The sequence below is a fragment of the Streptomyces sp. NPDC056580 genome (assembly GCF_042793175.1).
In the GTDB taxonomy this organism is placed as follows: Bacteria; Actinomycetota; Actinomycetes; order Streptomycetales; family Streptomycetaceae; genus Streptomyces.
In genome coordinates this window covers 1-22,882 of sequence record NZ_JBHTVE010000007.1, presented here as the reverse complement: position 1 = coordinate 22,882, position 22,882 = coordinate 1, and the positions used below count along the sequence as shown (strand labels likewise).

The following is a 22,882-nucleotide window of genomic DNA, read 5'->3' as shown; positions in this document are numbered from 1 at the left end:
GCTCCTCGTGACTGCACCACTCGGGTGGTTCGGTCCCGGGCTGCTCCCTGACCATACGATTCGTGACCAAGCGGCACAGTCGGCGCCGGCACGTACCGCTATGCGGGCTGGGAGGGGTACTTGCCGGCGTAGGGCCGGAGGTGGTCGATCTCTGTGTTCTCCGCGTATTTCTTGCTCTCACTGAGCAAGTGACGGACGTGGGGCTGACGTCCGTGTTCCTCGAAGGCGGCGCGGTCGGCGTACAGCTCGAAGAAGAGGCGCTGGTTCGGCGCTCCTTCGACCTCGCTGCAGGCGTACACCAGGGTGCCCGGCTCGTGTTCGAGGACTGCCGCGGTGGCCTCCCGGACCAGCTCGTCGAACTCTTCCCCTGCACCGTCACGCAGTGTGAAGCGGACGCAAAGCGCCATCTGGCTCATTCGGGCCTCCTTCTGCCACTCCCAGTCTCACCGCAGAGCCGGCGGCACGCGCGCCGACGTCACCGGCGGTGCGTGTGTCGCAGGAGCCTCCGCAGAAGCCTGCGCACCGGACGCCATGAGGGCCGAGCCATGCCGGACGGGGTGGTGTCCGACTGGGTCAGTGGCATCTCGGGCACAGGGTGCCGGCGTCCGGCCAACTCCAGCACGCAGTCGCCCGCACGCTCGGGAGTATCACCGGATCGCAGGGTGATGCGGAACAGCTGGGGCGGATCCCCGGGCAGCTCGGCAGCGAGCGTGGTCGTGTGTTCATGGTGTCCGGCGTGAGCATGCTGGTAGCCGACCACCTTGCCGTCCACGAGCAGCTCGGTCTCGCGTGCGGCATGGCGTGTCTGCACGGTGACGGAGTGACCTTCCACCTCTAGGTGAAAGCGATGGGTGCGGGTCACGACACGACTCCCTGGTTCGTGAGGGCGGCGCGTACTTCCAGCGTATGCGGCGTTTCACGACGGTGTGGGGTCGGGCCGACGCGATGGTGCACGCGAACGCGACCAGGCCCCTCCGTCACGGAACCCGCATCTGCCGCGTCCTGCTGCGGCCAGGGCCAGAGGTCTGCCGACAGCCGTCGCCGGGCTGTGGCCCGAATGGCGCGAGACGGACCGCGCGGGAGGGCGAGACGCCCTGCGCCGCCGCTCCGGGGAAGCCGTTCAACCGGCCGGTGGGGACCGGCGGTGACCGCACGGGCGACGAATGGTTCGCCGTCGAGCACCCTGAGCAGTTCGCCGCAGTGCTGTTGCCGCCCAACGACCAGTCCTACGACAGACGAACGTGCGAGCAGGACATAATGTGCATTCTGGCCCTGTCGAGCATCGGCCTCGGCCTCGACGCCGCGGTTGCCGATTCGCTCAAATGGGCGATACTGAAGGTATCCAATGCCCTAAATGTCGTCGGCGTTTGCCTCGTTGTGAGAAGCGTGCGCGGGATGAATCACGAACGTCCCCCAGTTGCCGATCGAGGAAGCTCGGCCGTTCCGGCCGAATGGCATTGAGCTCGTCGTCTTGCCGCTCCTGGGATGGGATCTCTCCTGGAAAGAGACCAGCGAAAGGGTCGAAGCACATGACTGCCATAGACGAGAAGTGGGCCACGATCCCTTGGATCGGGGCACCGGTGGACGCCGGTGCCGGCACGGCCGAGGGCGCGAACCCCGACGGGCGCGGGCGCTCGCGCGACTTCGAACACGGCACGATCGACTGGTCACCGCAGACGGGGGCCCACGAGGTGCACGGAGCCATCCGAGACCACTGGGCCTGGTTGGGCGCCGAGAGGTTCCTGGGTTATCCGATCACGGACGAGACGGGAACTCCGGACGGGGTCGGCCGCTACAACCACTTCGAGAACGGTTCGATCTACTGGACCCCGGAAACGGGGGCTTGGGAAGTGCACGGTGCGATTCGCGACAAGTGGGCGAGCATGGGCTGGGAACGCAGCCAGGTCGGCTATCCGACCTCGGACGAACACGGACCCTCGAACCACCGGTCGAATAAGTTTCAGCACGGAATGTACCTGACCTGGACCCCTACGGCCGGCGTGATCCTGGAGACCAGTTACGGGGACGACTACGAGCAGAACCCGGTGTAGAAAAGGGCTTTGCGGGCCCGTGCCGAAATCGGCGCGGGCCCGCGGTGTGAACAGCGCGCGGGCCCGCGGTGTGAACAGGCGGGAGCGCCGGGATCCGCCTACGGCGGGCGGCGCTCGGCCGACGCGGTTCACCGTCCGCCGGCGGCCTGACGGCCCGGTCTCAGATCAGGTGGCGGGCGAAGAACCGGGCCCCGGCGTCGAGTTCGAACTGCGGGACGCCGGTGTGGCCGCCGAGGTTGGCGTGCAGGGTCTTCTCCTTGGAGCCGAAGGCGTCGAACAGGTCCAGGGCCGCCTGCCGGTCGTTTCCCTCATCGTCCCACTGCAGCAGGACCTGCAGCGGGATGGTGACCTGACGGGCCTCCTCGAACATGGCGGCAGGTACGAGACTGCCGGCGAAGAACCCGGCGGCCACGATGCGCGGCTCGACCACCGCGAGGCGGATACCGATGGAGATCACTCCTCCCTCGTACCCGACCGGGCCGCCGAGCTCGGGCAGCGGCAGCAGGGCGTCCAGGGCGGCCTGCCATTCCGGTACCGCCTTCTCGACCAACGGGAGGACGAGCGCGTCGACGATCTCGTCGCCGACCGGCTCGCCGGCCCCCATCGCCCGGCGCAGATCGGCGCGGGCCTGCTCGACGGCGTCCCAGCGGGGGCGTTCACCGCTCCCGGGGAGTTCGATGGTGGCCGCGGCGAAGCCGTACCGCGTCGCGTAGTACCGGGCCCGGCCGGCCAGCCGGGGGTACATCCTGCGCAGTGCGAGCGGGGGGTGGCCGATGAGGATCAGCGGCGCCGGCGCGGACGCGGGCGTCCACAGGATGCCGGGGATGTCGTCGAGGGTGAATTCGCGCTCGAGGACGCCGTCTTCGAGACGCCGTTCAGAAGTGAAGTGCACGGTCGTGCCTTTCGGGAGTGCTCAGGAACGGCGCTCCCGGACGACCCGTCGCCCGACCGTGACCCCGGAGGGGAGCACCCATGTCGAAACTGTGTTCACGGGTACCACCTCCTCGTTCTCCAGCACGGCCTACGGAAAGGTAGCAGCGGTCGCGCCGGTCCGCCAAAGGGATTCTCGCGCCGCTCCACGAGCGGACGCCGGCCCGTCGCCATGGCCGAGGATGGACTCATGGCAGGAGACGAGGACAGGATCGCGCTGAGTACGCAAGACCTTCGTGAGCTCACCGCGTTCGCCGCGGCGTGCGCGGAGGTGGTGCTCGAGGTGTTCGAGGCCGACCAGCCCGACGACTCGCGACCTCGGGACGCTGTCGGTGCCGCCTGGGAGTTCGCTCGGGGTGGTGGGCGAGGGAAGTCCTTGCGCGACACGGCATGGGCGGCCCTCAGGGCAGCCAAGGCCGCGGACACTGCGGCCGCGAGCGAGGCAGCTCGGGCGGCGATGTCCGCCGCAGGCGCCGCCTACTTGCATCCACTGGCCAAGGCCACGCAGGTCAAGCACATTCTGGGAGCCGGTGCCCACGCGGCCAGAGCGGCCGAACTCGTGGCGGGCCACGATCCGGCGATCGCCGCCGACCACGTCGAGCGAGCGGTGCGCCGCGCGACACCGGTCGTTGTGGAGGTGCTCAAACGCTTCCCAGCGGCACCCGCCGGCGGTGGACGGGTTGGCGAGCTGATCCGCATGCTGGACGCCGGCCTTCGTTCCCCCACCCCTGCCGAATGACCCCCGACGCCCGTACGGCGCCGCCCGCCTGACCGCGAGCATCAGCCCGCGCGCAGACAGCGGTCGGCGCCGGGCCTCCGCTTCGGGGCCCCAGGTGGGGCTCGCGACTACCGAAAGCCGAGGTGAGGATCGGTGCGGGCCAGCTCTGCGCTGGCGGCCCACAGCCGAGCGGCGACGGCCGGGTCGGCCATGTGAGAGGGGACGGGCTCACACCGGGGTTCGCCGCGCAGGCCGAAGACCCTCGGCCCCCACAACTGCCCTCCCCGCACCTGCGAGTCGAGGACGGCACGGGCGATGGGCCATGCGCCGGCGTCCTTGCCCTGCACCAGGAGCGCGGACGGCAAGGCGCGTAGCCGCTCGCCGGCGGTCGTCGCACTCACCGGCGGGCGGGACGGGGTGAGGGAGTCCAGCGCGCCGCCGGGGTGGGCCACCACGCTGAGCACCGTGCTGCCGACGGCACGCAGGCGGCGGTCGAGTTCGAAGCCGAAGGACATCTGCGCCAGCTTCGACCGGCCGTAGGTGCGCTTGGGCCGGTAGTCCCGGGTCGACTGCAGATCGCCGAGATCCAGTCGTTCGGACCGCGCCGCGAAGCTCCCCCACCGTGACGACGCGGGCCGCCGGCGCCGCGGACAGCAGGGGGGCCAGCCACTGGGTCAGCGCGAAGTGGCCGAGGTGGTTGGTGCCGAACATCAGCTCGTGGCCGTCCCTGGTCACCTGACGCGGCGGGTCGTCCAGCGCGCCCCCCGCGTTGTGGACCACCGCATCGAGGCGATCGCACTCCAGCCTGTCCACGGCGGTCTTCAGGGACGAAAGGTCGGCGAGGTCGAGTTGCAGATGCCGCACCTCGGCGCCGGGGACGCGCGAACGTACAGAGGCCCGAGCGGCATCCGCCTTCGAGCGGTCCCGGCTGCCGAGTACGACGACGGCGCCGGTGGCGGCGAGCTGCTCCGCGACGAAGTAGCCGATCCCGGCGTTACCCCCGGTGACCAGGAAGGCTTTTCCCTCGGCAGACGGCAGCCGGTGAACGTCCCACGAGCGGCTCTGGGATGCGGAAGACACGATGACAGCTCCTTGCGCTCTCGGGCGGCGTGCTCGTCGGGAGCACCGCCAACACGCCCCAAGATCGCAACCACCGCCGACATCCCGCCGAGAGATGACGCGCACGGCCGACAGACTCCCGACACCCCTGACGGCGAACCGCATCGAACGAGCGGGCACGGAGCCCGCACGGGTGCGGTCGGCGGACCCGGCTCAGGTGCGGCGCCCGATGGTCACGTGAGTGATCGCCCCTGCCTCGCTCCTACAGCGCGTGTCGCCCGACCAAGTCCTGGGCGAGGTCGCGGGCGTGGCCGAGGGGATCCGGGAAGACGCTCAGACCGTGGGCGACGAGCCCCCCTTCGTGCAGGAGCATCAGCGACCGGCCGAGGCGCTCGGCCGTTTCCGGGGCGACTTCGCGGGCGAGGTCGGTGAACAGGGCGAGCATCCAGCGCTTCTGCTCGGCGATGATCGCGTACGCGGGATGGGAAGGATCGCTGATCTCGGCGTGGGCGTTGACCATGCCGCACCCCTTGGAGCCGTGCTCGGCCGACCAGGCGCGCGCGGCGTCGAAGACGGCCACGTCGGCGCCAAGCTCGGCGCCGGCAGCGCCTCCGCGGTCACGATCCTGATGTGGCGGTTCCTGCCGCTCGCCGTGCTCCTGATCGCCACGGTCCCCTTCACCCGAGCCTCGTGGCGGGGGCTCTCCCCGCGCGCGCTGGGCAGGCAGATCGTCATCGGCCTGCTGTCCCAGAGCGGCTACCTGCTCACGGTGTACGTCGCCATCCAGCACGGGGTCCCCAGCGGCACCACCGCACTCATCGACGGCGCCCAGCCCCTCGTCGCCGGGGCGCTCGCCGGACCGCTGCTCCGGCAGTACGTGTCCCGCAGGCAGTGGCTCGGCCTGGTGCTGGGGCTGACCGGCGTCATCGTCGTCACGGCTGCCGACGCAGGATCCGGCGCGGACGCCCCCGGGTGGGCCTACCTGGTGCCCTTCCTCGGGATGCTCTCGCTCGTCGCCGCCACGTTCCTCGAAGGCCGAACCCGCACGCAGACTCCTCCCTCGGTGGCGATGACGGTCCACTGCACCGCCAGCGCCGTCGTCTTCAGCGTCCTCGCCCTGTGCGCGCGGGCTGCGCGGCCGCCCGCCGATGCATCGTTCTGGATCGCGGTCACCTGGCTCGTCGTCCTGTCCACGTTCGGCGGCTACGGCATCTACTGGCTCGTCCTGAAGCGCTCAGGGGTCGCCAAGGTCAACACCCTCATGTACCTCATGGCCCCGGTCACCGCGATCTGGGGAGCCCTCGTCTTCCGGGAACCCTTCGGCCCGCAGTCCGCCTGCGGGCTGGTGATCGGTCTCGCGGCGGTCGCCGTCGTCCACCGCGGCGCACCGGGAACTCCCGCGCGCAGGGCCCCAGTTGCTTCCGGAGCGCGCCGGCCGTAGTCGCCCGGCTCCGTCGGCGACGTCAGCGGCAACGGCGGTAAGCGTGCGCAGAGGCCCAGTAGCCGAACCGTTCGGCGGCCGCTGCCTCGACGAGGCCGTAGCGGTGGCGATTCGGCCGTTCAGTTTGATCAATCCGCGCCCAGCGGCGTGCCACCGGATTCGCGCGACACCGCGCCTTCGCGGCCTGGTGCTGGGACCGCCGCATCGCCCTGATGGCCACCGACACCTTCGACGTCGAGGTCCTGCCCGTACTGGCCGGCATTGACTTCCGGCACGCACCCGAGGGCGACGGCATGATGCACCAGGAACTGATCGCCAGGCTGGGCCTCCCGCTGGGTGAACTGTGGAATCTCCACGCCCTCGCCGTGGACTGCCGCACCACCGGCCGCTGGGACAGCCTCCTGACCGTCAAACCCCTCAACCTGACCGGCGGAGTCGGCTCACCCGCCAACGTCACCGCCCTGCGATAGCCACGACACGTCACCGGACGAGGGCTGGCCAGTGCGGTCAGTTGTGGCCTCGCAGCGGTGGGACCGCGGGTACCTCGATGGCGTTGTCGATGTCGTCCTCGGTCAGCCTGAAGGCCTCCGGGTAGGCGTCGCGCCGGGTGCGGCGGGCGGGTTCGATCGTCCGCCAGGTGTACAGGCAGCGCCCGCACTGGAGCACGTCCCACACTCCTGGGACGGGTGACGTGGCGAGCCGGGTGACGGCCTCGAAGGCGCACCTGGGGCACTCAACAGCGGTGTCGTTCACGGAAGTCGTCCTCTCGTGGGTACTACGGGGAGTCAGCGGCGGGCCGCGAGCAGCCGCTGCAGGCGGGCAGCCCACTCGGCGGTCTCGGGCAGGTCCTTGGCCGGCGTGGAGAAGTTGCCGCGGACGTCGGGGGCGACCGGCGTCGTCGCGTCGATGATCATCTTGCTGGTGATGCCGGCCGGCTGGGCCGCGGGCGCGAGTTCCAGGACCGACAGGTTCGGGATGACGACGACGTCGTCCTTCGGATTGACCTTGGCGGACATGGCCCACATGACCTGCGGCAGGTTGAACGGATCGACGTCCTCGTCGACCAGAATCACCTGGGACACGTAGCCGAGGCCGTGCGGTGTCGTCATGGCCCGCTTGGCGACGGCCTTGGCGAAGCCGCCGTACCGCTTCTTGGTCGAGATGATCACCATGAGGCCGTGCGTGTACATGGCGTTCACGGCCTGGACCTCGGGGAACTCGGCGCGCAACTGCTTGAGGAGCGGCACGCAGGTATTGGGTCCGACGAGGTAGTCGCACTCGGTCCACGGCATGCCGAGGTACAGCGACTCGAAGACCGGGTGCGTACGGTACGAGACTCGGTCCACACGGATGACGGGCATGCGGCGCCCGCCCGAGTAGTGGCCTGTGAACTCGCCGAAGGGGCCTTCTATCTGCCGCTTCCGTGACTCGATGACGCCCTCGATGACGACTTCGCTGCCCCACGGCACGTCGAACCCGGTGAGCGGCGCGGTGGCGATCGGGGCGGGCGCGCCGCGCAGCGCGCCCGCCATCTCGTACTCGCTCTGGTCGTACGCCATCGGCATGCCGGCGACGATCGCCATCACGGGGTCGTTGCCGAGGGTGATGGCGATCGGCAGGTCCTCGCCCGCCTCCTCGGCCTTGCGCAGATGCTGGGCGACGTCGTGCATGGGCACGGGCTGGATGGCGAGCCGGTCGCGGCCGATGACCTGGATGCGGTACGTGCCCACGTTCTGCTTGCCGAAGTTCTCCGGATCCTCGGGGTCGCGGGAGACGACGGCGGCCTTGTCGAGGTAGAAGCCCCCGTCGCCGTCGTTGAGGCGGAACAGGGGAAGGACGGAGAAGAGGTCGACGCCGTCGCCCTCCTGATGGTTCTCCCGCCAGGGTGCGTCCTCGCGGCGCTCGGGCGGGACGGGGAAGGCGTCCCAGCGGCGGGCGAACTCCTCGACCTGTTCCTTGACCGGTGTGTTGCGCGGCAGTCCGAGGGCGAGCGCGTGGTTGGCCCAGGAGCCGTGGACATTGAGGGCGATGCGGGCGTCGGTGAAGCCCTTGACCTGGTCGAAGTAGAGGGCGGGGGCGTTCTCGCCGATGCGGCCGGTGGCGTTGGCGGCGGCCGCGAGATCGGGTTCGGGCAGTACTTCTTCGGTGATGCGCAGCAGCTGGCCCTCCGTCTCCAAGGTGCTGAGGAAGCTGCGCAGATCGTCATGGGCCATGTTGAAGTCCTTTGCGGGGTGGATGATCTCAGGCGGCGTCGGCCGAGGGTCGGGAGGCGGTACGGGCCGCGCGCATACCGGCCCAGCGCTTGGCCGCGGGCGCGGGCAGGTCGAACTGGTCGAGGATGCGGGCCACGACGTGGTCGACGATGTCGTCGACGGTGCGCGGGTCGTTGTAGAACGCCGGCATGGGCGGCACCAGCTGCACGCCCATGCGGGCCAGGTCGAGCATGTTCTGCAGATGGATCTCGCTCAGCGGTGTTTCCCGCGGGACGAGGACGAGCTTGCGGCGCTCTTTGAGGGTGACGTCGGCGGCGCGGGCCACAAGCCCTTCGGCGTAGCCGGTCCTGATCCCGGCGAGGGTCTTCATGGAACAGGGCACGATCACCATGCCGTCGGTGCGGAAGGACCCGGAGGAGATGGTGGCTCCCTGGTCGTCGGGGTGGTGCGTGACGTCGGCGAGCGCGGACACGTCGGCCGCGGACCGGCCGGTCTCCAGCTCGATGGTGGCGCGCGCCCACCGGGTCAGCACCAGATGTGTCTCCACGTCCGGCAGCTCCCGAAGCTGCTCCAGGAGACGGACACCGAACGGGGCTCCCGTCGCCCCGGTCATTCCCACGACCAATCGCACCGATCACTCCTCACACTTCGCTGACCTGTGCTTTTACGCTAGGCCGCAGTCGGAGGCGGGCAGCGGTACCCTCGGGACTCACGATGGGGAAAAACGGACAGCCTGAAGTGAGGGATCTGGCCTACACCCCGACAGTGGGTGCCGCGGCCGGGCTCGAGGTGATGGAACTCGCAGATCTCTACGAGCGCTCACGCCGTCACGGCAACGACCCCTATGCGCCGCTGCGGCCGGCCTTCCACCAGTTGATCGCCGTTCGCGCACGGCCGCTGCGGATGTGGGTGGACTTCGTCGAGCACGAGTTGCGGCCCGGAGCGTGGCTGTGGATCCGGCCGGGGCAGGTGCAGCGGTTCGGCCCCGACCTGGTGGCGGCGGACGGGGTGGTGGTGCTGTTCCAGCCGGGCTTCCTGCCGCCGGCCACGGTGACGGCGGCGCACATGGATCCGCCGTACGAGCAACGTCCGACGACGCCGGAGGGCCCGGCCGTGGAGGGCCTGCGGCGGGCGCTCGACCACCTCGTGTACGAGTACCGGGCGATGGCCTCGCTGCCTCTGTCAGTGCACGCGGACGTGCTGCGCGCTCTGCTGTCCGTGCTGGTGGTGCGGCTCGCGCAGGCGCGTGGCCCGGCGCCTCGTCCGGCGCCGATGTCGGAGACCTTCCGCCGCTTCCACGCGGCCGTCGAGCGGGACCACGCAGTGACCCGGCGTGTGGAGGACTACGCGGCGGCGCTCGGCTACAGCCCGCGGACCCTGACCCGCGCGACGCTCGCAGCGACGGGCCGCACCGCCAAGCAGTACGTCGACGACCGGGTGCTTCTCGAGGCGAAGCGCCTGCTGCGGCACAGCGGCCTCACCGCGAAGGAGGTCGCGGACCGGCTCGGGTTCACCGACGCCAGCGACTTCACCAAGTTCTTCCGGCTGCGGACGGGCCTGACGCCGGGCGCGTTCCGCGAGGACCCGTCGCCGCGCCGGCAGAACGGGCACCACGAGACTGCCTCCTGAACGCTCCCGGCTCCAGCGCCTACGCGGCCGGCGAGGCGGGAGGGGCTGGTCACCCAGCAAGCTCACTGCATACTTCGGCGACCAGCCCGTCAGCCTCATCGAGCGCGGCAGCGAGCGTGTCCGGCGTAGTACCGAGCGCGGAGAGCAACTCGTGAGCCCGTCGGGCGAAGTCCGCGGAGGCGGCGGCAGGGAGGTCTCCCGCGGCACGCACGGCGCCCTTCTCGTTGAGCACCCAGCACCTGTCATGGGCGTGGAGCGCGTGCACGAGGAGTCCGACCGCGCGGAAGAGGCAACCGGCGACGTAGAAGGTGTCACCGCGGGCCGCTCCCTTGCGAGCGCCGGCCAAGATGAACGGTGCCTCCCATCGCGCGTTGTCGATGAGCGCCTCGCGCAGAGGCTCCGGATAGAGACGCGTCTGCTCCTGCAGGGCCTGAAGCTCGCCGTCGGGGTCGGCGAGGACGCGTCCCAGGGCGACTTCACCGGCATAAGCGTGGGAGTACACCCCCAGAGGGTGGCCGGGCTGAGCGCCGATCTCGAACCGCCCAGCCTGGCACTGCCGCCAGATGCGGTGGACCCGATCCATGTCGCGGTAGATCCAGTCGACGCGATGGCCGTCGATGGTCAGCCAGCCACCACCGTCCACCCACGGCCCCCAGCCGCCCGGCTCGGTGACCTCCACGGGCCCGCCGGTCAGCTCGGCCGCCAACCGACGCAGAGCGGCGGTATCCAACGGTGGCCGGTAGTACAGGCCCAGGTCGTAGTCTGAATCGGGGCTGTGCAGGCCCCTCGCCCGGCTACCTCCCAGACAGACACCGACGACGCCGCTGACCCCTACCAGCCGATCGGCGATCTCCACCAAGCGATCCACGGACCTCAGTCTGCAGAGGCAGACCACCGGCCGCGACCGATTTACCCGGCGCCCGCCCCTCGGCCGGTTGCGGCGCGATCACCCGCAACGGCCTCGTCGTCGGCACGGCGGTGCGGACCCTGGCCCTGTGGCACCACACCCTCCAGCCGATCCCGGACCCGACCGCGCTCGAGTTGGCCGTCAACGCCCTCTACGCGCTGCCACGCCTGCTGGTCCGAGGGCTGCTGGTGCTGCTCGTCCGGCTGACCTCGCGGGCCGGGACGCGAGCCGAATACCTCGCCGACCGGCTGGCCGCCCGCACCGCTTCCACACAGGCCGCGGTGGGCCTCGTGGACCGGCTGCTCATCAGCAACTCGCTCGCCGTCCTGCTGCGCAGCGAAGCCAACCGCGCCGCCCTCGGCGGGTCCAGGTCCGCCCGGGAGGCGAAGGCCCGCGCCGACGAACTCTGGGGACTGCTCACCGCCTACACGGCGTCCGTCCCCGAGCACGAGTACGAACGGCAGCGGCGAGCCGGAGCCCGGCGCGGGCACCAGGCCGACGCCACCCACCCGCCGACCCATCTGCGCCGAGCCTGCCTGCTCGCCGGCGAGCCCGCCACGGCTCAGGTAGTGCCGCGGGTCCGCCAAAACGAGCGGATCACCACGGAACTCGCCGCGGCCCGCACCGAGGTGGCACGGCGCCTGCTGCGCGACGGCCTCGTGCACTGAGCTTCCGATCGACCCGCCCACCGTTCAGAGGCACTCCGGCCGGTAGCCGGAGCGGGTTCCGCTCCGCCTACCGGCCGCCCGCCAGCCGGGATCCGTTCGGTGTGCGGCGGTAGAGCGTGGACCGGCCGGACCGGGTGCGGGTGACGAGGCCGGCCCGGTGCAGTACGCCGAGGTGGTACGAGACCGTCGCGGGGCTGAGGAAGTGACGTGCTGCCAGCTGCGCGGTGGAGGCCGGTTGTGCCAGGGCGGCGAGCAGCGCCGCGCGGGTGGGGCCGAGCAGCTGGGCCGTCTCGGTGGACGGGGCTGCTGGGATGATGGCGTCGGTGACGACTTTGTCGCGCACGGGATGGACGAGCATCGGGGGCCTGACTCCGTCACGCGTCGGATCCACGGCCACGGCGGGCCGGGGCGCGACGAGTGACGGTACGACTATCACCAGGGGCACGGGCAGCGCGATCTGGAACCGGCTCTCCACGAGCAGGGTGCCGTCGGCCCATCGGACGTCCGGGTGCAGGGAGTTGAAGAGCCTGGCCGCTCCCTGCCGGGCCAGCACGCCGGCGCATCGCTCGACCTCGGCGTCGAGAGCGCTCCTGGCGGTCTCCCAGTGCGGGGCGAAGACCAGCTCCCAGTAGAGCCGCATCTCGTTCGCCGCTTGTCCTGCCACGTACGCACCGCCCCGCGCCATGGCCCGCCGCACCGCCGGCGGCAGCTCACAACCGGCGAGACCGCTGCGCGGTCGCCCGTCGCGCAGCACCCGCAGCTCACCCAGGACACGCTCGGGCGGGGTACGTCGAACCCGCTCCAGCTCCTCCTCGACGCTGGGGGAGGGCCCGACTGGATGCGGGCTGAGGAAGTCGGGCACGTACCCACCCGCGTCCAGAGCCAGTTCGGACAACAGCGGCAGCCGAGCCCGGTTCCGGCGCAGCACACGTCGTGCCCGGGCGACCCACACCTCGGCATCGGGGGGCGGGCGCATGCCCCAGGGCAGCAGGGTGGCGACGGCCTCATGCAACGGTGAGACGGCGAAGCGGGAACGGGCGAGCCCGGCGGCGTCCACGGTGAGCTCGATCAACGAACCTCCCGGCTTTCCGGTCCCGCGGCTGTCCCTTCGAAGCTGATCGAATCATGGCACGGAACGTCGCGGCAGCACGCCTGATTGGCGCAGGCTGGCGGTCCGGCCCAATCGCCGATGGTTCGTCAGATGTAGTCAGCAAAGGGACTGATGCAGCAGTTCCGGCGTGACTCGTTTCGGGAGGTGGATGGATGCGCGTCATGACACGCCTGGTCTGTCTGGGGGCTTCGGTGCTGCTCGCGGCGGCCGGCCAGGCAGCCCCCGCGGGTGCTCGGGACCTTCCCGACTCCTACGTCGTTTCGCGGGATCCCGGCATCCTGCCGGAGGGAGTCGCGGTGGAGCAGGACGGCACGATGTACGTGACCTCCAAAGGCACCGGTCGGCTGTTCACGGGACGCATCGGTGACGCCGAGCTGCGGCCCTTCGCCGCTCAGGGCGTCGCCGATCGTCCGAGCGCGCTCGGCGTGCACACCGACGCCCGTCACCGCATCGTCTCCGTGGGCGGCTCGACCCTGACGGTCCACGATCGAAGTGGGCGGCTGATCGCCCGCCGTAGCGCCGCCGACGGTCCCCTCGGCGCCGCGAGTCTCAACGATCTCGTCATCACCGAAGACGCCGTCTACGTCACCGACTGGGCCAATCCCGTGATCCACCGGGCTGATCTGCGCGCCGGTCGCCTGGGCCCGCTGCGGCCCTGGTTCGACATCCGCAGCGCCGCTCCCCAGTTCCCGGCGCGGTACTGGCTGCTCAACGGCATCACGGCTGACCGCTCCGGCAGGACGCTGCTCGTGGCGTCCAACGGCACGGAGGCGGTGTGGCGGGTGAGTACCGAGACGAAGGCCGTTGAGGAGGTGCAGCTCGGTGGAGCGTCGTTCGGAGCTGACGGCATGCTGCTGCACGGTCGGTATCTCTATGCGGTGCTCAACTACGGTGCGCCCGCCGGGGTCTACATCGCCGAGCTGAGCAAGGGGCTGCGCAGTGGGAGGGTGCGCTATCAGGTCACGGGTGACCGGTTCGACCTGCCGACCACCCTCGCCCGTCACGACTGCCGCCTCTACGTGGTCAACAGTCAGCTCGATGAGCCGCCTGGGCAACCGCCGTACACCGTCTCGGCCGTTTCCGATCCCGCATGCCGGTAGCCGGCGCTCGTGCGCGGTAGGCGGTGAGACGTCTAGGCGGGCCGTCCGCCGGCCTCCTGGGGTGCCAAGGTGCGCACAACGTCGAACTCGTTGCCCTCGGGGTCGGCCATGACCACCCAGTTCCGGTCCGATCCCTGGCCCACGTCCACCTTGACGGCGCCGAGACCGAGCAATCTGGTCACCTCGTCCTCTGTGCTGCGGTCGATCGGGCTGACGTCGAGGTGAAGCCGGTTCTTGACGGTCTTGCCCTCAGGCACCCGGATGAACATCAGGGTGGGCGGCATCTGGCGGGCCCGGACCTCCTCGACGGTCGGCACCCAAGAGCCGATCTCGACCTTGCCCACGCTCCGGTCGATCACCTTGAAGTCCAGGACCTCGCACCAGAAGGTCGCGAGCCGCTCCGGATCGTGGCAGTCAACGGTCAACTCGGTGAACCTGCTTGTCATGCTTCTCCCTGATAGTGCGGACGGGGCCCCAGCGTAGGTCGCCCGCCCGGCGCTCAACAGGTCATGTCACCAAGGTCCTGGCCGTCTGCAACCGCTAGGCGTCGAAGCACTCTCTGCCGGGCCGGTCGGCGGAGGGGTAGTAGCAGGCGTGCAGGCGGGAGGGCTGAGGTGCGGAGATCATGGGTGTGGTGACGTAGTCCTCGCTGGATTTCCGCGTCGCCGTGTTGCTGCGGGAGCGCTGCCCCGGAGAACTGATCTCGATGCGGAAGCCGGCGTGGGTGGGCCGGGCACGGATCCAGCCGGCCTCGCATCGGGGGCTGAGGCGGAGTTCGAGGCGGGTCCCGTCTGCCGCGGTGTGGGACGCCAGTGTCTTCGGGTCCTCGCATGCGGTGGTCCTGGGGTCACGGCCGGAACACGACTTCAGCCGGCAGATCGGCGGGAGGATCGAGGATGCCCGGGCGGTGTTGTGGGACGCGTGGTAGAGCGCGGCTGGAACGATCATCATGGCTGAGGCGAGGAGCACGCCGATCACTGTGACGACCGAGTGTTCGGTGGTCTTCTCGGAGGCGGCCAGCAAGAGGGCGCGTACCCGTCCGGGTGACCGAACCGGTTCTGGCCCCGGAGTTCGGGCCGGTGCCGGGAGCACGGCCACCCCTGACGCGTTCCCGGTCACGGCGGGGGAGAGCTCTGCATGTGCCGTGAGTCCCGGTTCGCGTCCGCTCCAGACCGCTTCGGCGCGCACCCACCGTTCCATGATGTCGGCGTCCGGCGACCGCACTGTCAGACAGAGGGCGTCGACGGCGTGCCGGGGTGGGAACTGCTTGCCGTTCAGGTAACGCTCCCAGGAGGACTTGCTGATGCTGGTCAGGTCAGCCAGCTCCGCCAGCGTCAGTCCGCTGCGGTCCTTCAGTTCCCGCATCCCGTTGACCAGGTGCGCGTAGGCCTCCGGAAGAGCGGGGGGCAGCGGGCGCGGCCGCGTCCCCTTCGGGTACTTCCTCATCGTCGAAACCCCCGTTTCGGCATACCGGTCATTGATCACTGCACATGCCGCAGCAGGCGCCAGGTGTCCTCTCCCACGACACCGTCGGCCGGTAAGTGGTCCTGCTCTTGCAGCCGTTCGACCTGGGCTTGGGTGTGGGGCCCGTAGTACCCGTCGACATCGCCCGGGGACAACTTGTGGCGCACCAGCAGGCACTGCACCTCGGCGACGTCCGGACCGGTGCTGTTGAGCATCACTTGGCGGGACGACGTGGTGCTGTTCCCACCGAACAGCAGATCGCCGCGCCGTGTGTAGTGGCAGTCGTACTTGCCGACACCGTTGTCTGATCCCGGCGCGGAGCCGGGCGGGGGGCGATGGGTGTCCAGGATCAGCGCCACGGACAGCGCGGTGGAGCACAGAAGCGTTCCCACGGTCAGGGACAGTGCCAGGACGCGAATGCGTGGGCCGTCGGCGCCCGGGCCGCTCCTCGTCCGCTCCGGCTGGTGCCCGGCAGCGGCCGTACTCACTTCATCCGCGTTCCATGTCTTCTCCGCGGCATCGCGCAACGCCAGCAGGGATCCGACATCCGCGTCGGTGATCCGGGCCAGAGCCTCGACTGCCGCCGCCGGAGGAAAGGCCGTGCCGTTGAGATATCGGGCCCATGACGAGGCGCTGAAATAGGTCTTCGCCTGCAGGGCTTTCAGTGTCAGCCCGCTGTGGTCCTTCAACTGCCGCAGCGTGCTGACGAACCGTCGTCCGTTCGCATCCAACGACGGTGGCAGTGCCTTCCACTTCACTCTGCTCCTTTCCGCGGTGCCGCCGCTCCCGCTGAGTATGGCCAGTACCGGCACCGGTGCGACGCGGCTTCCCCATGGGCACATCTGCGCGCAGGTCGGTTCCGGTCATCGGTGAGGCCCGGGGCCACAAGGCCGGGGTGAACGCTCCTCGCTCACGGGCGAGGACCGGTGAGCTTTCCCGGGATCTTGCAGCTTCAGGCGAACGCGCAGGTGACAGACCTGAGAAATCCCGGGACGTCGCTGAGCCCACCATGCGCTGGAGGTGCGGCCCTGGCGACGCCATGCTCGTTTCCGTCGCAGGTCGCCGACGGATGCCGCGCTGACACCCGCCGTGAAAGGACTTGATCCCTGCGTGTGCCGACGCGCCCGAGCAGGGGTGTCGTCATATCAACGGCAGCGGTTCCGCCCCGGGCCCACGCACAGCAGCCTCCTCAGGCCGCACCTGACAGCAGATCAAGGAAAGGAACCACCCTCATGCTCACCACCACTCGAAGGCGGCCCCGCCGAAGCGTGGCCGCGTCCATGCTCCTCGCCATGGGCCTGGCAACCGGCGTCACGGCGGCCGGTGCGACCACCGCTGCCGCGACCGCCCTGCCCGACACGGTGCGGGCAGGCTCCAGCGCCGGCGTCGCCGTGCAGGCGTCCTGGCCGACCGTCAAGTCCGGGCAGCGCGGTGTGGACGTGGCCACCGTCCAGCTGCTGCTGACCGCCCGAGGCTACCCGCTCACCGCCGACGGGGTCTTCGGTTCGGGCACCGCGGCGAAGGTGAAGGCCTTCCAAAGGGCGAAGCACCTGACCGCCGACGGCATCGTCGGACCCAACACCTGGGCCAAGCTTGTCATGACGGTCAAGTCCGGCTCCAGGGGTGTGGGCGTCAAGGCCGCGCAGCGCCAGCTCACCGACAACGGCTACGCCGTCACCGCCGACGGGGTCTTCGGTTCGGGCACCGCGGCGAAGGTCAAGGCCTTCCAGAGGGCCAAGCACCTGACCGCCGACGGCATCGTCGACGTTCAGACGTGGGCCGCCCTGGTGAGGGGCGGCGGCGCCGGTGGCGGCGGTGGTGTCAAGCTCAGCGACGCCCAGGCCGCGGCACGGCTGAGGGCGGCCGGCATCACCCGTTCCTCCTCGGGCAACTGCACCAACCGCAACAACAGGAACTGCACCAGCCTGCAGGACATCCGAGCCCGCACCATCGACGGGGTCATCGCCCTGAAGCAGAAGAGCGGCTGCCGCATCGTCATCACCGGCGGCACGGAGACCGGCCACGCGGGCGGCACGTACAGCCACTGGAACGGCTACAAGGTCGACGTGGCCCGCACCTCGTGCGTCACCAACTACATCCACGCGCACTCCAGGAAGCACCACAAGCGCGGTGACGGCGCCTGGGTGTGGCGCGTCACCTCCGGCGGCAAGACGCTCATCGACTACGCCGACGAGTCCTGGGCGAACCACTGGGACATCACGTACTACTGATGCCTTCACGCGGGGAGCCCGGCTCGCCCTGGATGCCGGCCGGGCACCGTCCCCGCGCCGGCGGGGGCGGGCCGGCCGCGGCGAACCCGCCCGCGGCCGCTTGCCACCCGCAGGCGTCCGGTGCGTTCCGCCCCGGGGCGGGCCGACTCGCCACACCAAGCGACCACCGGGACACCGCCCACCACGGCGGCAGGCTCGCCGCCGGCTCGTGACACCCGATCCGACTAGGAAGGCATCCCATGAAGCACCTCGCGACCGTCCTCCTGGGCACCGGAGCGCTGCTGGCCGGCGGCCTGGTCGCCGCGCCCGCGGCCTCCGCCGCCACCAGTTGCCTCGGCTCCTCCTGCAACGGCGTGAACCCCGGCAACACGACCTGTGCGAACGACGCCCGCACAGTGGCCGAGGGCTCCGGCCCGGTCACGGCCATGGAACTGCGCTACAGCCCCTCGTGCCGGGCCGCCTGGGGCCGCTTCCGGATCAGCGCCCCGTCCGGCTCCAAGATCGTGATCAAGAACAGTCAGGGAAAGCAGTACACGACGTACGGCAGCGGCCACTTCTACAGCGTCATGGTCAACGACAAGGACGTGAAGGCCTGGGCGTGCGGTACGTGGAAGGTCCAGGGCTCCGACGACACCGACTGCACCAGCAGCTACTGACGGGCGGCGCCGCCCCCGGGCCGCGCGTCTCGGGCCCTGCCCTGGCGCGGTCACCGCTGACCGTTCTCCACTTCGTCTGACGGCCGCCGGTCTGCCGGGCTTTCCCACGAAAGCCCGGCTCCGGCATTTCCAGGGCCACGGACAGTGCTTCCGCCACAGGCCCGAGTGCTCCGGTGGGTGGCGGACCTTCCTGGCGGAGCACTCGGCCGCGCGACTCACCAGCGTTCCGCCAACCAGGCGTCCGGCCCTCCGCGTCGACGTCCTCGGCGTCGATCAGAACGTGCCGTCCACGCCCCCGCCCGAATGCGTCAGGGCACTCGCAGGCGGCCCGCAGGCAGGCCCAGCTCCGCTTCCGTGATGGTGCGGGCGAGGTCGATGAGGGTTTCATGCGCTGGTCGGCGCTGGTGTTGATGTATGCGCTGGCTCCGTCGACAACGGCGAGGATGCGTACGGCGGCCGCCCATGGATCCGCGCAGCGGAACGCCTGCTCCGCCACGCCACGCGTGATGACCTGTTCGATGCGGTGGCACCAGCGCAGTTCCTGGCTGACGACCTGGTCGCGGAGCACCGGACGGTAGCGGGACAGGTGCCGCGCGTTGAGCCAGAGCTTGCTGACGTTGTCGAACGCGGCGCCCGAGATCAGGGCGAAGAAGCGCTGCAGGGCGCTCAGCGGGCCACCGCCTTCGGGCTCGGCCGCCGCCTCGGGCAGGAGGCCCTCCAGCTCTGCCGTGGTGGCACTCGTGAACGCCTCGGCCACGAGTTCCTCGACCACCGGAAAGTAGTGGTGGGTGAGCCCCGACTGGACTCCGAGGCCCTCGGCGATCCGCTGCCGCAGGACGCACTCCAGGCCTTCCTCCAGTCCGACCTGCGCGGCCGCTGCCACGATCTCGCTACGGCGCTCGGCCGCCGATTTGCGGACTTGCTTTCCCGGGCCCCTTGACGCCATTGCTGTGGGGTCGGGGGGTGCTGCTGTGGGGTGCGCTGTCGGGGTCGGGGTGGGGGTCGGGTCGTGGGTGGGGTCGGGGGTGGGGTGGGGGTTGGGTCCGGGCTGGGGTGGGGTTGTGGCTGGGTCGTGGGTGGGGGGTGGGGGTGTGTAGCACGGGTTGGTGGGTGGGGTGGGGAGCGACGCGCGGGGGTGGTGGGGGTGTGGTGGTGTCGGAATGTCACCCGGAAAGGCTAATAGTATGTCAATCGGCTTTTTCGGGTGTTGATGTGATGTGGTGTCAGGTGGGGTGTGGGGGGTCGAAAATCCCCTGTTCGGGGGTCTGTCGTGGGTTGTTGGACATGCCCGGTTTTCCGGCTTTGGGTACGTTCTTCATGGGCCGGCTGAGGTGTCGGCATCTGCGACAGGAGATAGTGAGATGAAGGTTCGTTCGACCGTGGTCACGGCTGCTGTGTCGGCTGCCGCAGCTTTGGCCGCGACCGGTATCACGTATGCCTCGGCTGCGTCTGCTTCCGAGCCTCAGGAGGCTCCGGCCGTGGTTGCCGCTGCTCCCGGTGGTGGCAATGTGCAGAACGGCAACGGCAACGGCAACGGCAACTACGGTAACGGCAACGGCAACGGCAACAACAACAACGGCAACGGCAACAACAACAACGGCAACGGCAACAACAACAACGGTAACGGCAACGGCAACAACAACGGCAATGGCAACGGCAATGGCAACGGCAACGGCAAGGGGAACGAGGGCCGGGGCGAGGAGGGCCGGGGCAATGACCGGGGTAACGACCGGGATGAGGACAACGAGGGCCGGGGTGAGGAGGAGGGGGGCCGTATCCAGATCAACGAGCGGTCGTACTTCGCCCACCCGGGTGACTGCATCACGGTGGTCAGCGGTCTGGGTGCGAAGACGCTGAACATCCGTAACGAGAGCCGTAAGACCGTGGAGGTGTTCCGCGGGGCGGTCTGCGACAACGGCGCGCCCATTGCCACCGTCGGGCGCCACAGCTCCGCTTACGGTGTGCGCCCGGGCTGCGTCGAGGGTGTCGAGGTCGACGACGGTGTGCTGGCGAGCTTCCGGGTGATCAAGCGTCACCACGGCGAGGACGAGTACTAGATCGCGGTTCGCCGTGACTGTGGAGGCCCCGGCCCGCCGGAATCGGGCCGGGGTCCCGGTGTGACGGGTGTGCGGGGCGGTCACGTCCCGCACGGTCTTTTGCCGCTGCCGCTGCCGCTGCCGCTGCCGCTGCCGCTTGCCGGGTGTCGGGTGTCGGGTGTCGGGTGTCGGCTTCCGGGTGCTGGGTGCTGGGTGCTGGGTGCTGGGTGCTGGGTGCTGGTGGTGCGGTGTCCGGTGCGGGGTGCCGGGTGGCGGCTTTCGGTGCGGAGTGCGGAGTGCGGAGTGCGGAGTGCGGGGTGTCCGGTGTCCGCGTGGCCAATGCCGGTGTGCCGGTATCTCTCGGTGTGCCGGTTTGTCGGTGTGCCGGTATTTCGTGGTTGTCGGTTGTCTCGTCTGCGGGTTCGTCTTCTGCGAGTTCAACTCGTCTGGGTGGTATGCGCCCGGACGGTGTTTTGGGGTGGCTTTCCTTTCGGGTGGGGATGTTGGGGCCTGTCTGGGGCGGGTGAGGGGGTGGGGTGGGTGTCTGTTTGGTGGAGGGTGTGAGTGAGGGTGGCTGTGTTCTGGGTGGTCTTGTTGTCGCGCTGATTTTGGTGCTGTCCTGGTGGGGGCTTCGGGTGTGCTGGGGGATGTGTGGCCGGCTGGGGGAGGTGGTCGGTGTGGCTCGGGTGATGGGCGGGGTGGTCGTGGAGTTCGGGCTGGTGGGGATGCTCGGGCGGAGTTGCGGCCTGTCTTCTTTGGTGCGGGGTGCGGGGTGCGGGGTGCGGGGTGCGGGGTGCGGGGTGCGGGGTGCGGGGGTGTGGTTCTTGGGTGGTCTGGGGTCGGTTGGCGGGTGGTGGCGGGGTTGGCCTCACGAGGAGTATCTGGCCGTGCTGCTGCAGCGACGGGTCGCCGACCGGGAGAGCAAGGGCACCGCGATGCGGATCCGCACCGCCCGCTTCCCGCAGGTCAAGACGCTGGAGGACTTCAACCTCGAGCACCTGCCCTCGCTCCGTCGTGACGTCCTCGCGCACCTGGCCACGGGGACGTTCGTCGCGAAGGCGGAGAACGTGGTCCTGCTGGGGCCGCCCGGGATCGGGAAGACACACCTGGCCATCGGGTTCGGGGTCAAGGCCGCCCACGCGGGCTACTCGGTCCTGTTCGGCACCGCCAGCAACTGGATCTCCCGTCTCGCCGAGGCTCACCATTCCGGCCGGCTGGAGGCGGAGCTGGAGAAGATCCGCCGCTACAAGTTGATCATTATTGACGAGGTGGGCTGCATCCCGTTCGACCAGGACGCCGCGAACCTGTTCTTCGAGTTCATAGCCTCGCGTTACGAGCAGGGCTCCGTGATGGTGACCTCGAACCTGCCCTTTGGGCGCTGGGGAGAGACCTTCTCGGACGACGTCGTCGCAGCCGCGATGATCGACCGCCTGGTCCACCACGCCGAGGTCCTCACGCTCACCGGTGACTCCTGCCGGACCCGGGTCCGACGCGAGCTGTTGGCCCAGGACCGGGCCGGGCGGGAGTGAGCCGTCACAGCGTCCACCAGCAGTAAAGGCGCAAGTCCGCGGCGCGAGCCCGTCTGGCCAGGCCGGCCAGGGCCTCCAGGGCCACCGCTGCCGTCGCCGCATCGAGTCCGACGCCCCCTCCGGGCGCAGACCAAGCCTCGGCCGCGGCCGCAAGGTCGTCCCCGGAGGCGGAGACCAGGACATCGCACAGCGTGTCCGACACGGTCAGGACGAACGGGCTGTCGACGTCCTCAGAGGACAGCAGCTGTCCCACCCTTGGGCGCTGGCTTGCCTCTTCATAACTGCAGCCGGTCATCACTGCTTCGACCTGGGCTATGGCATCGACCGGATCGATGTCCTTGAGGAAGATCACGTCCAGCCCTGCACGGACCGGTCCGCCAGCCTCGATCACGGCAACGGCGGACTCATCGTCGGCGGCAGAGAAGTAGTCAGCGTCTGGCATGCCACGGATTCTGGCATCCGCCACTGACGATCAACGTCTCCGGACCTGGACCGGAGCCTCACACAACCGGGGGTCAATTTTCGGAGACTGCCAGAGGGCCACTTATCGCGAAGCGTTGACACTTGGTGTGGGGTGTGGCGGTCATGGCCGGTGTTCCGGGTGTGTGGTGCGGATCCGGTGCTCGCGCGGGCGGCTTCCTGGGTGGGGTCGGTGTGGCGGTGGGGGGTGTGGGGTGGGTGTGTGGGTGTCACTCGAACGGTCTATGTGTTTTCGTTTCGGGTGTGCGGTGTTCGCCTGTTCGGCCCATTCTGGATGTGGATCGGCAACTGCTGCGTCCTTCCCGTCAGGGAGGCGTCATGGCCGCGTTCGCCCTGCTTGTCCCGGTTGTGCTCATGCTCATGATGTTCGCGTTGGATGCGTTCGAGGATCTGTTGTTTCCCCCGCCGCCTTCTCCTCCCGATCCGGTGCCGGAGCAGGTCGACGGGCCGTCCTGACCGTGTGAGGCCTGTGCCCGTGGTCGCGGCCCGGGTGTGTCGGAGCGTGTCCGTCCCGGCCCCTGCCTCGCCCGGCCCCTGCCTCGCCCGGCCCCTGCCTCGCCCGGCCCCTGCCTCGTCCCGGCCTCGGCCTCGTCCCGGCCTCGGCCTCGGTCCGGCCTCGTCCCGGCCCCGGCCTCGTCCCGGCCTCGGCCTCGTCCCGG

At 69.9% G+C, this 22,882-nt stretch carries 27 protein-coding genes and 2 pseudogenes; 14 read left to right on the top strand and 15 right to left on the bottom strand.

Going from position 1 to position 22,882, the window contains the following annotated elements; genetic code table 11:
• Window positions 1–98 precede the first annotated feature (98 nt).
• Entirely contained in the window at window positions 99–416 is a 318-nt protein-coding gene (locus ACFQ9Z_RS16500; protein WP_383017273.1) for a putative quinol monooxygenase, read from the bottom strand.
• A gap of 59 nt (window positions 417–475) precedes the next feature.
• The gene (locus tag ACFQ9Z_RS16495) at window positions 476–862 is read right to left on the bottom strand and encodes a hypothetical protein (RefSeq protein ID WP_383017270.1); all 387 of its coding nucleotides are present in this window, start codon (window positions 860–862) and stop codon (window positions 476–478) included.
• 269 nt (window positions 863–1,131) lie between these two features.
• On the opposite strand from ACFQ9Z_RS16495, the gene ACFQ9Z_RS16490 reads away from it, so the two are divergent.
• Both ACFQ9Z_RS16490 and ACFQ9Z_RS16485 read left to right on the top strand, forming a co-directional pair.
• A complete protein-coding gene (locus ACFQ9Z_RS16490) occupies window positions 1,132–1,461 on the top strand; it encodes a hypothetical protein (protein WP_383017267.1) in 330 nt (109 codons plus the stop codon).
• 68 nt (window positions 1,462–1,529) lie between these two features.
• Window positions 1,530–2,051, top strand: a complete 522-nt coding sequence (locus tag ACFQ9Z_RS16485; RefSeq protein ID WP_383017264.1) for an LGFP repeat-containing protein — start codon at window positions 1,530–1,532, stop codon at window positions 2,049–2,051.
• Between the two features lie 160 nt (window positions 2,052–2,211).
• Here the strand turns inward: ACFQ9Z_RS16485 and ACFQ9Z_RS16480 are convergent, their stop codons facing one another.
• Complete coding sequence (locus ACFQ9Z_RS16480; RefSeq protein ID WP_383017262.1) at window positions 2,212–2,943, bottom strand: alpha/beta hydrolase; 732 nt, start codon at window positions 2,941–2,943, stop codon at window positions 2,212–2,214.
• Window positions 2,944–3,171: 228 nt separating this feature from the next.
• Between ACFQ9Z_RS16480 and ACFQ9Z_RS16475 the strand changes: the two genes are divergently transcribed.
• A complete protein-coding gene (locus ACFQ9Z_RS16475) occupies window positions 3,172–3,720 on the top strand; it encodes a putative immunity protein (protein WP_383017259.1) in 549 nt (182 codons plus the stop codon).
• Window positions 3,721–3,827: 107 nt separating this feature from the next.
• On the opposite strand, the pseudogene ACFQ9Z_RS16470 reads toward ACFQ9Z_RS16475, so the two are convergent.
• A pseudogene (locus tag ACFQ9Z_RS16470) lies at window positions 3,828–4,779 on the bottom strand (SDR family NAD(P)-dependent oxidoreductase).
• 241 nt (window positions 4,780–5,020) lie between these two features.
• Window positions 5,021–5,338, bottom strand: a pseudogene (locus ACFQ9Z_RS16465) (TetR family transcriptional regulator); the annotation flags it as partial.
• Between ACFQ9Z_RS16465 and ACFQ9Z_RS16460 the strand changes: the two are divergent.
• Both ACFQ9Z_RS16460 and ACFQ9Z_RS16455 read left to right on the top strand, forming a co-directional pair.
• On the top strand, window positions 5,297–6,199 hold the full coding sequence (locus tag ACFQ9Z_RS16460) for a DMT family transporter (protein ID WP_383017256.1): 903 nt from the start codon (window positions 5,297–5,299) through the stop codon (window positions 6,197–6,199). The pseudogene ACFQ9Z_RS16465 and the gene ACFQ9Z_RS16460 overlap by 42 nt on opposite strands.
• Window positions 6,200–6,411: 212 nt before the next feature.
• Window positions 6,412–6,669 carry a hypothetical protein gene (locus ACFQ9Z_RS16455; protein ID WP_383017252.1) on the top strand — a complete coding sequence of 86 codons (258 nt, stop codon included), beginning with the start codon at window positions 6,412–6,414 and terminating at the stop codon, window positions 6,667–6,669.
• A 37-nt stretch (window positions 6,670–6,706) separates the two neighbouring features.
• On the opposite strand, the gene ACFQ9Z_RS16450 is transcribed toward ACFQ9Z_RS16455, so the two are convergent.
• The 3 genes from ACFQ9Z_RS16450 to ACFQ9Z_RS16440 are packed head-to-tail and all read right to left on the bottom strand — an operon-like array spanning window position 6,707 to window position 9,043.
• A complete protein-coding gene (locus ACFQ9Z_RS16450; protein WP_383017248.1) occupies window positions 6,707–6,952 on the bottom strand; it encodes a non-oxidative hydroxyarylic acid decarboxylases subunit D in 246 nt (81 codons plus the stop codon).
• A gap of 32 nt (window positions 6,953–6,984) precedes the next feature.
• Window positions 6,985–8,412, bottom strand: coding sequence for a non-oxidative hydroxyarylic acid decarboxylases subunit C (locus tag ACFQ9Z_RS16445; protein WP_383017245.1), 1,428 nt, complete (start codon window positions 8,410–8,412; stop codon window positions 6,985–6,987).
• 28 nt (window positions 8,413–8,440) lie between these two features.
• A complete protein-coding gene (locus ACFQ9Z_RS16440) occupies window positions 8,441–9,043 on the bottom strand; it encodes a non-oxidative hydroxyarylic acid decarboxylases subunit B (protein WP_383017242.1) in 603 nt (200 codons plus the stop codon).
• 161 nt (window positions 9,044–9,204) lie between these two features.
• On the opposite strand from ACFQ9Z_RS16440, the gene ACFQ9Z_RS16435 reads away from it, so the two are divergent.
• The gene (locus tag ACFQ9Z_RS16435; protein WP_383017239.1) at window positions 9,205–10,041 is read left to right on the top strand and encodes a helix-turn-helix transcriptional regulator; all 837 of its coding nucleotides are present in this window, start codon (window positions 9,205–9,207) and stop codon (window positions 10,039–10,041) included.
• Window positions 10,042–10,090: 49 nt separating this feature from the next.
• Here the strand turns inward: ACFQ9Z_RS16435 and ACFQ9Z_RS16430 are convergent, their stop codons facing one another.
• Window positions 10,091–10,909 carry a nucleotidyltransferase domain-containing protein gene (locus ACFQ9Z_RS16430; RefSeq protein ID WP_383017236.1) on the bottom strand — a complete coding sequence of 273 codons (819 nt, stop codon included), beginning with the start codon at window positions 10,907–10,909 and terminating at the stop codon, window positions 10,091–10,093.
• 110 nt (window positions 10,910–11,019) lie between these two features.
• On the opposite strand from ACFQ9Z_RS16430, the gene ACFQ9Z_RS16425 reads away from it, so the two are divergent.
• Window positions 11,020–11,616, top strand: a complete 597-nt coding sequence (locus tag ACFQ9Z_RS16425) for a hypothetical protein (protein WP_383017233.1) — start codon at window positions 11,020–11,022, stop codon at window positions 11,614–11,616.
• A gap of 67 nt (window positions 11,617–11,683) precedes the next feature.
• Here the strand turns inward: ACFQ9Z_RS16425 and ACFQ9Z_RS16420 are convergent, their stop codons facing one another.
• Complete coding sequence (locus tag ACFQ9Z_RS16420) at window positions 11,684–12,688, bottom strand: ArsR/SmtB family transcription factor (protein ID WP_383017230.1); 1,005 nt, start codon at window positions 12,686–12,688, stop codon at window positions 11,684–11,686.
• Window positions 12,689–13,023: 335 nt separating this feature from the next.
• Between ACFQ9Z_RS16420 and ACFQ9Z_RS16415 the strand changes: the two genes are divergently transcribed.
• Window positions 13,024–13,827 (top strand): hypothetical protein, encoded by an 804-nt coding sequence (locus ACFQ9Z_RS16415; protein ID WP_383017227.1) that lies wholly within the window; start codon window positions 13,024–13,026, stop codon window positions 13,825–13,827.
• 32 nt (window positions 13,828–13,859) lie between these two features.
• Here ACFQ9Z_RS16415 and ACFQ9Z_RS16410 read toward each other — a convergent pair whose 3' ends face one another.
• From ACFQ9Z_RS16410 to ACFQ9Z_RS16400, 3 genes are all read right to left on the bottom strand, one after another.
• Complete coding sequence (locus tag ACFQ9Z_RS16410; RefSeq protein WP_383017224.1) at window positions 13,860–14,273, bottom strand: VOC family protein; 414 nt, start codon at window positions 14,271–14,273, stop codon at window positions 13,860–13,862.
• A gap of 94 nt (window positions 14,274–14,367) precedes the next feature.
• Window positions 14,368–15,273, bottom strand: coding sequence for a DUF2690 domain-containing protein (locus ACFQ9Z_RS16405; RefSeq protein ID WP_383017221.1), 906 nt, complete (start codon window positions 15,271–15,273; stop codon window positions 14,368–14,370).
• Between the two features lie 35 nt (window positions 15,274–15,308).
• Window positions 15,309–16,049, bottom strand: coding sequence for a peptidoglycan-binding protein (locus ACFQ9Z_RS16400; RefSeq protein ID WP_383017218.1), 741 nt, complete (start codon window positions 16,047–16,049; stop codon window positions 15,309–15,311).
• Between the two features lie 474 nt (window positions 16,050–16,523).
• Here ACFQ9Z_RS16400 and ACFQ9Z_RS16395 point away from each other — a divergent pair, with 474 nt between their 5' ends.
• Both ACFQ9Z_RS16395 and ACFQ9Z_RS16390 read left to right on the top strand, forming a co-directional pair.
• Entirely contained in the window at window positions 16,524–17,522 is a 999-nt protein-coding gene (locus ACFQ9Z_RS16395; protein ID WP_383017215.1) for a peptidoglycan-binding protein, read from the top strand.
• A gap of 239 nt (window positions 17,523–17,761) precedes the next feature.
• Entirely contained in the window at window positions 17,762–18,178 is a 417-nt protein-coding gene (locus tag ACFQ9Z_RS16390; protein ID WP_383017212.1) for a DUF2690 domain-containing protein, read from the top strand.
• Here ACFQ9Z_RS16390 and ACFQ9Z_RS16385 read toward each other — a convergent pair.
• Window positions 18,093–18,746, bottom strand: a complete 654-nt coding sequence (locus tag ACFQ9Z_RS16385; protein ID WP_383018423.1) for a hypothetical protein — start codon at window positions 18,744–18,746, stop codon at window positions 18,093–18,095. The two genes, ACFQ9Z_RS16390 and ACFQ9Z_RS16385, sit on opposite strands and share 86 nt — an antisense overlap.
• Here ACFQ9Z_RS16385 and ACFQ9Z_RS16380 point away from each other — a divergent pair.
• The 3 genes from ACFQ9Z_RS16380 to istB all read left to right on the top strand — a co-directional run bounded on the left by ACFQ9Z_RS16380 (window position 18,702) and on the right by istB (window position 21,743).
• A complete protein-coding gene (locus tag ACFQ9Z_RS16380; protein ID WP_383018473.1) occupies window positions 18,702–19,118 on the top strand; it encodes a hypothetical protein in 417 nt (138 codons plus the stop codon). The two genes, ACFQ9Z_RS16385 and ACFQ9Z_RS16380, sit on opposite strands and share 45 nt — an antisense overlap.
• Before the next feature lie 421 nt (window positions 19,119–19,539).
• A complete protein-coding gene (locus tag ACFQ9Z_RS16375) occupies window positions 19,540–20,235 on the top strand; it encodes a hypothetical protein (protein ID WP_383017209.1) in 696 nt (231 codons plus the stop codon).
• Window positions 20,236–20,861: 626 nt separating this feature from the next.
• Window positions 20,862–21,743 (top strand): IS21-like element helper ATPase IstB, encoded by an 882-nt coding sequence (gene istB / locus ACFQ9Z_RS16370; RefSeq protein WP_383017206.1) that lies wholly within the window; start codon window positions 20,862–20,864, stop codon window positions 21,741–21,743.
• A gap of 4 nt (window positions 21,744–21,747) precedes the next feature.
• Here istB and ACFQ9Z_RS16365 read toward each other — a convergent pair whose 3' ends face one another.
• A complete protein-coding gene (locus tag ACFQ9Z_RS16365) occupies window positions 21,748–22,185 on the bottom strand; it encodes a hypothetical protein (protein ID WP_383017203.1) in 438 nt (145 codons plus the stop codon).
• A 356-nt stretch (window positions 22,186–22,541) separates the two neighbouring features.
• On the opposite strand from ACFQ9Z_RS16365, the gene ACFQ9Z_RS16360 reads away from it, so the two are divergent.
• Window positions 22,542–22,679, top strand: coding sequence for a hypothetical protein (locus ACFQ9Z_RS16360; protein ID WP_383017200.1), 138 nt, complete (start codon window positions 22,542–22,544; stop codon window positions 22,677–22,679).
• Window positions 22,680–22,882 lie beyond the last annotated feature (203 nt).

What these genes read in the sequence shown, in the direction of transcription:
- ACFQ9Z_RS16500 (WP_383017273.1), bottom strand. Translation starts at nt 416, where the DNA reads ATGAGCCAGATGGCGCTTTGCGTCCGCTTCACACTGCGTGACGGTGCA.
- ACFQ9Z_RS16485 (WP_383017264.1), top strand. Translation starts at nt 1,530, where the DNA reads ATGACTGCCATAGACGAGAAGTGGGCCACGATCCCTTGGATCGGGGCA.
- ACFQ9Z_RS16475 (WP_383017259.1), top strand. Translation starts at nt 3,172, where the DNA reads ATGGCAGGAGACGAGGACAGGATCGCGCTGAGTACGCAAGACCTTCGT.
- ACFQ9Z_RS16455 (WP_383017252.1), top strand. Translation starts at nt 6,412, where the DNA reads ATGGCCACCGACACCTTCGACGTCGAGGTCCTGCCCGTACTGGCCGGC.
- ACFQ9Z_RS16445 (WP_383017245.1), bottom strand. Translation starts at nt 8,412, where the DNA reads ATGGCCCATGACGATCTGCGCAGCTTCCTCAGCACCTTGGAGACGGAG.
- ACFQ9Z_RS16435 (WP_383017239.1), top strand. Translation starts at nt 9,205, where the DNA reads ATGGAACTCGCAGATCTCTACGAGCGCTCACGCCGTCACGGCAACGAC.
- ACFQ9Z_RS16410 (WP_383017224.1), bottom strand. Translation starts at nt 14,273, where the DNA reads ATGACAAGCAGGTTCACCGAGTTGACCGTTGACTGCCACGATCCGGAG.
- ACFQ9Z_RS16405 (WP_383017221.1), bottom strand. Translation starts at nt 15,273, where the DNA reads ATGAGGAAGTACCCGAAGGGGACGCGGCCGCGCCCGCTGCCCCCCGCT.
- ACFQ9Z_RS16395 (WP_383017215.1), top strand. Translation starts at nt 16,524, where the DNA reads ATGCTCACCACCACTCGAAGGCGGCCCCGCCGAAGCGTGGCCGCGTCC.
- ACFQ9Z_RS16390 (WP_383017212.1), top strand. Translation starts at nt 17,762, where the DNA reads ATGAAGCACCTCGCGACCGTCCTCCTGGGCACCGGAGCGCTGCTGGCC.
- ACFQ9Z_RS16375 (WP_383017209.1), top strand. Translation starts at nt 19,540, where the DNA reads ATGAAGGTTCGTTCGACCGTGGTCACGGCTGCTGTGTCGGCTGCCGCA.
- istB (WP_383017206.1), top strand. Translation starts at nt 20,862, where the DNA reads ATGTGTGGCCGGCTGGGGGAGGTGGTCGGTGTGGCTCGGGTGATGGGC.
- ACFQ9Z_RS16365 (WP_383017203.1), bottom strand. Translation starts at nt 22,185, where the DNA reads ATGCCAGACGCTGACTACTTCTCTGCCGCCGACGATGAGTCCGCCGTT.
- ACFQ9Z_RS16360 (WP_383017200.1), top strand. Translation starts at nt 22,542, where the DNA reads ATGGCCGCGTTCGCCCTGCTTGTCCCGGTTGTGCTCATGCTCATGATG.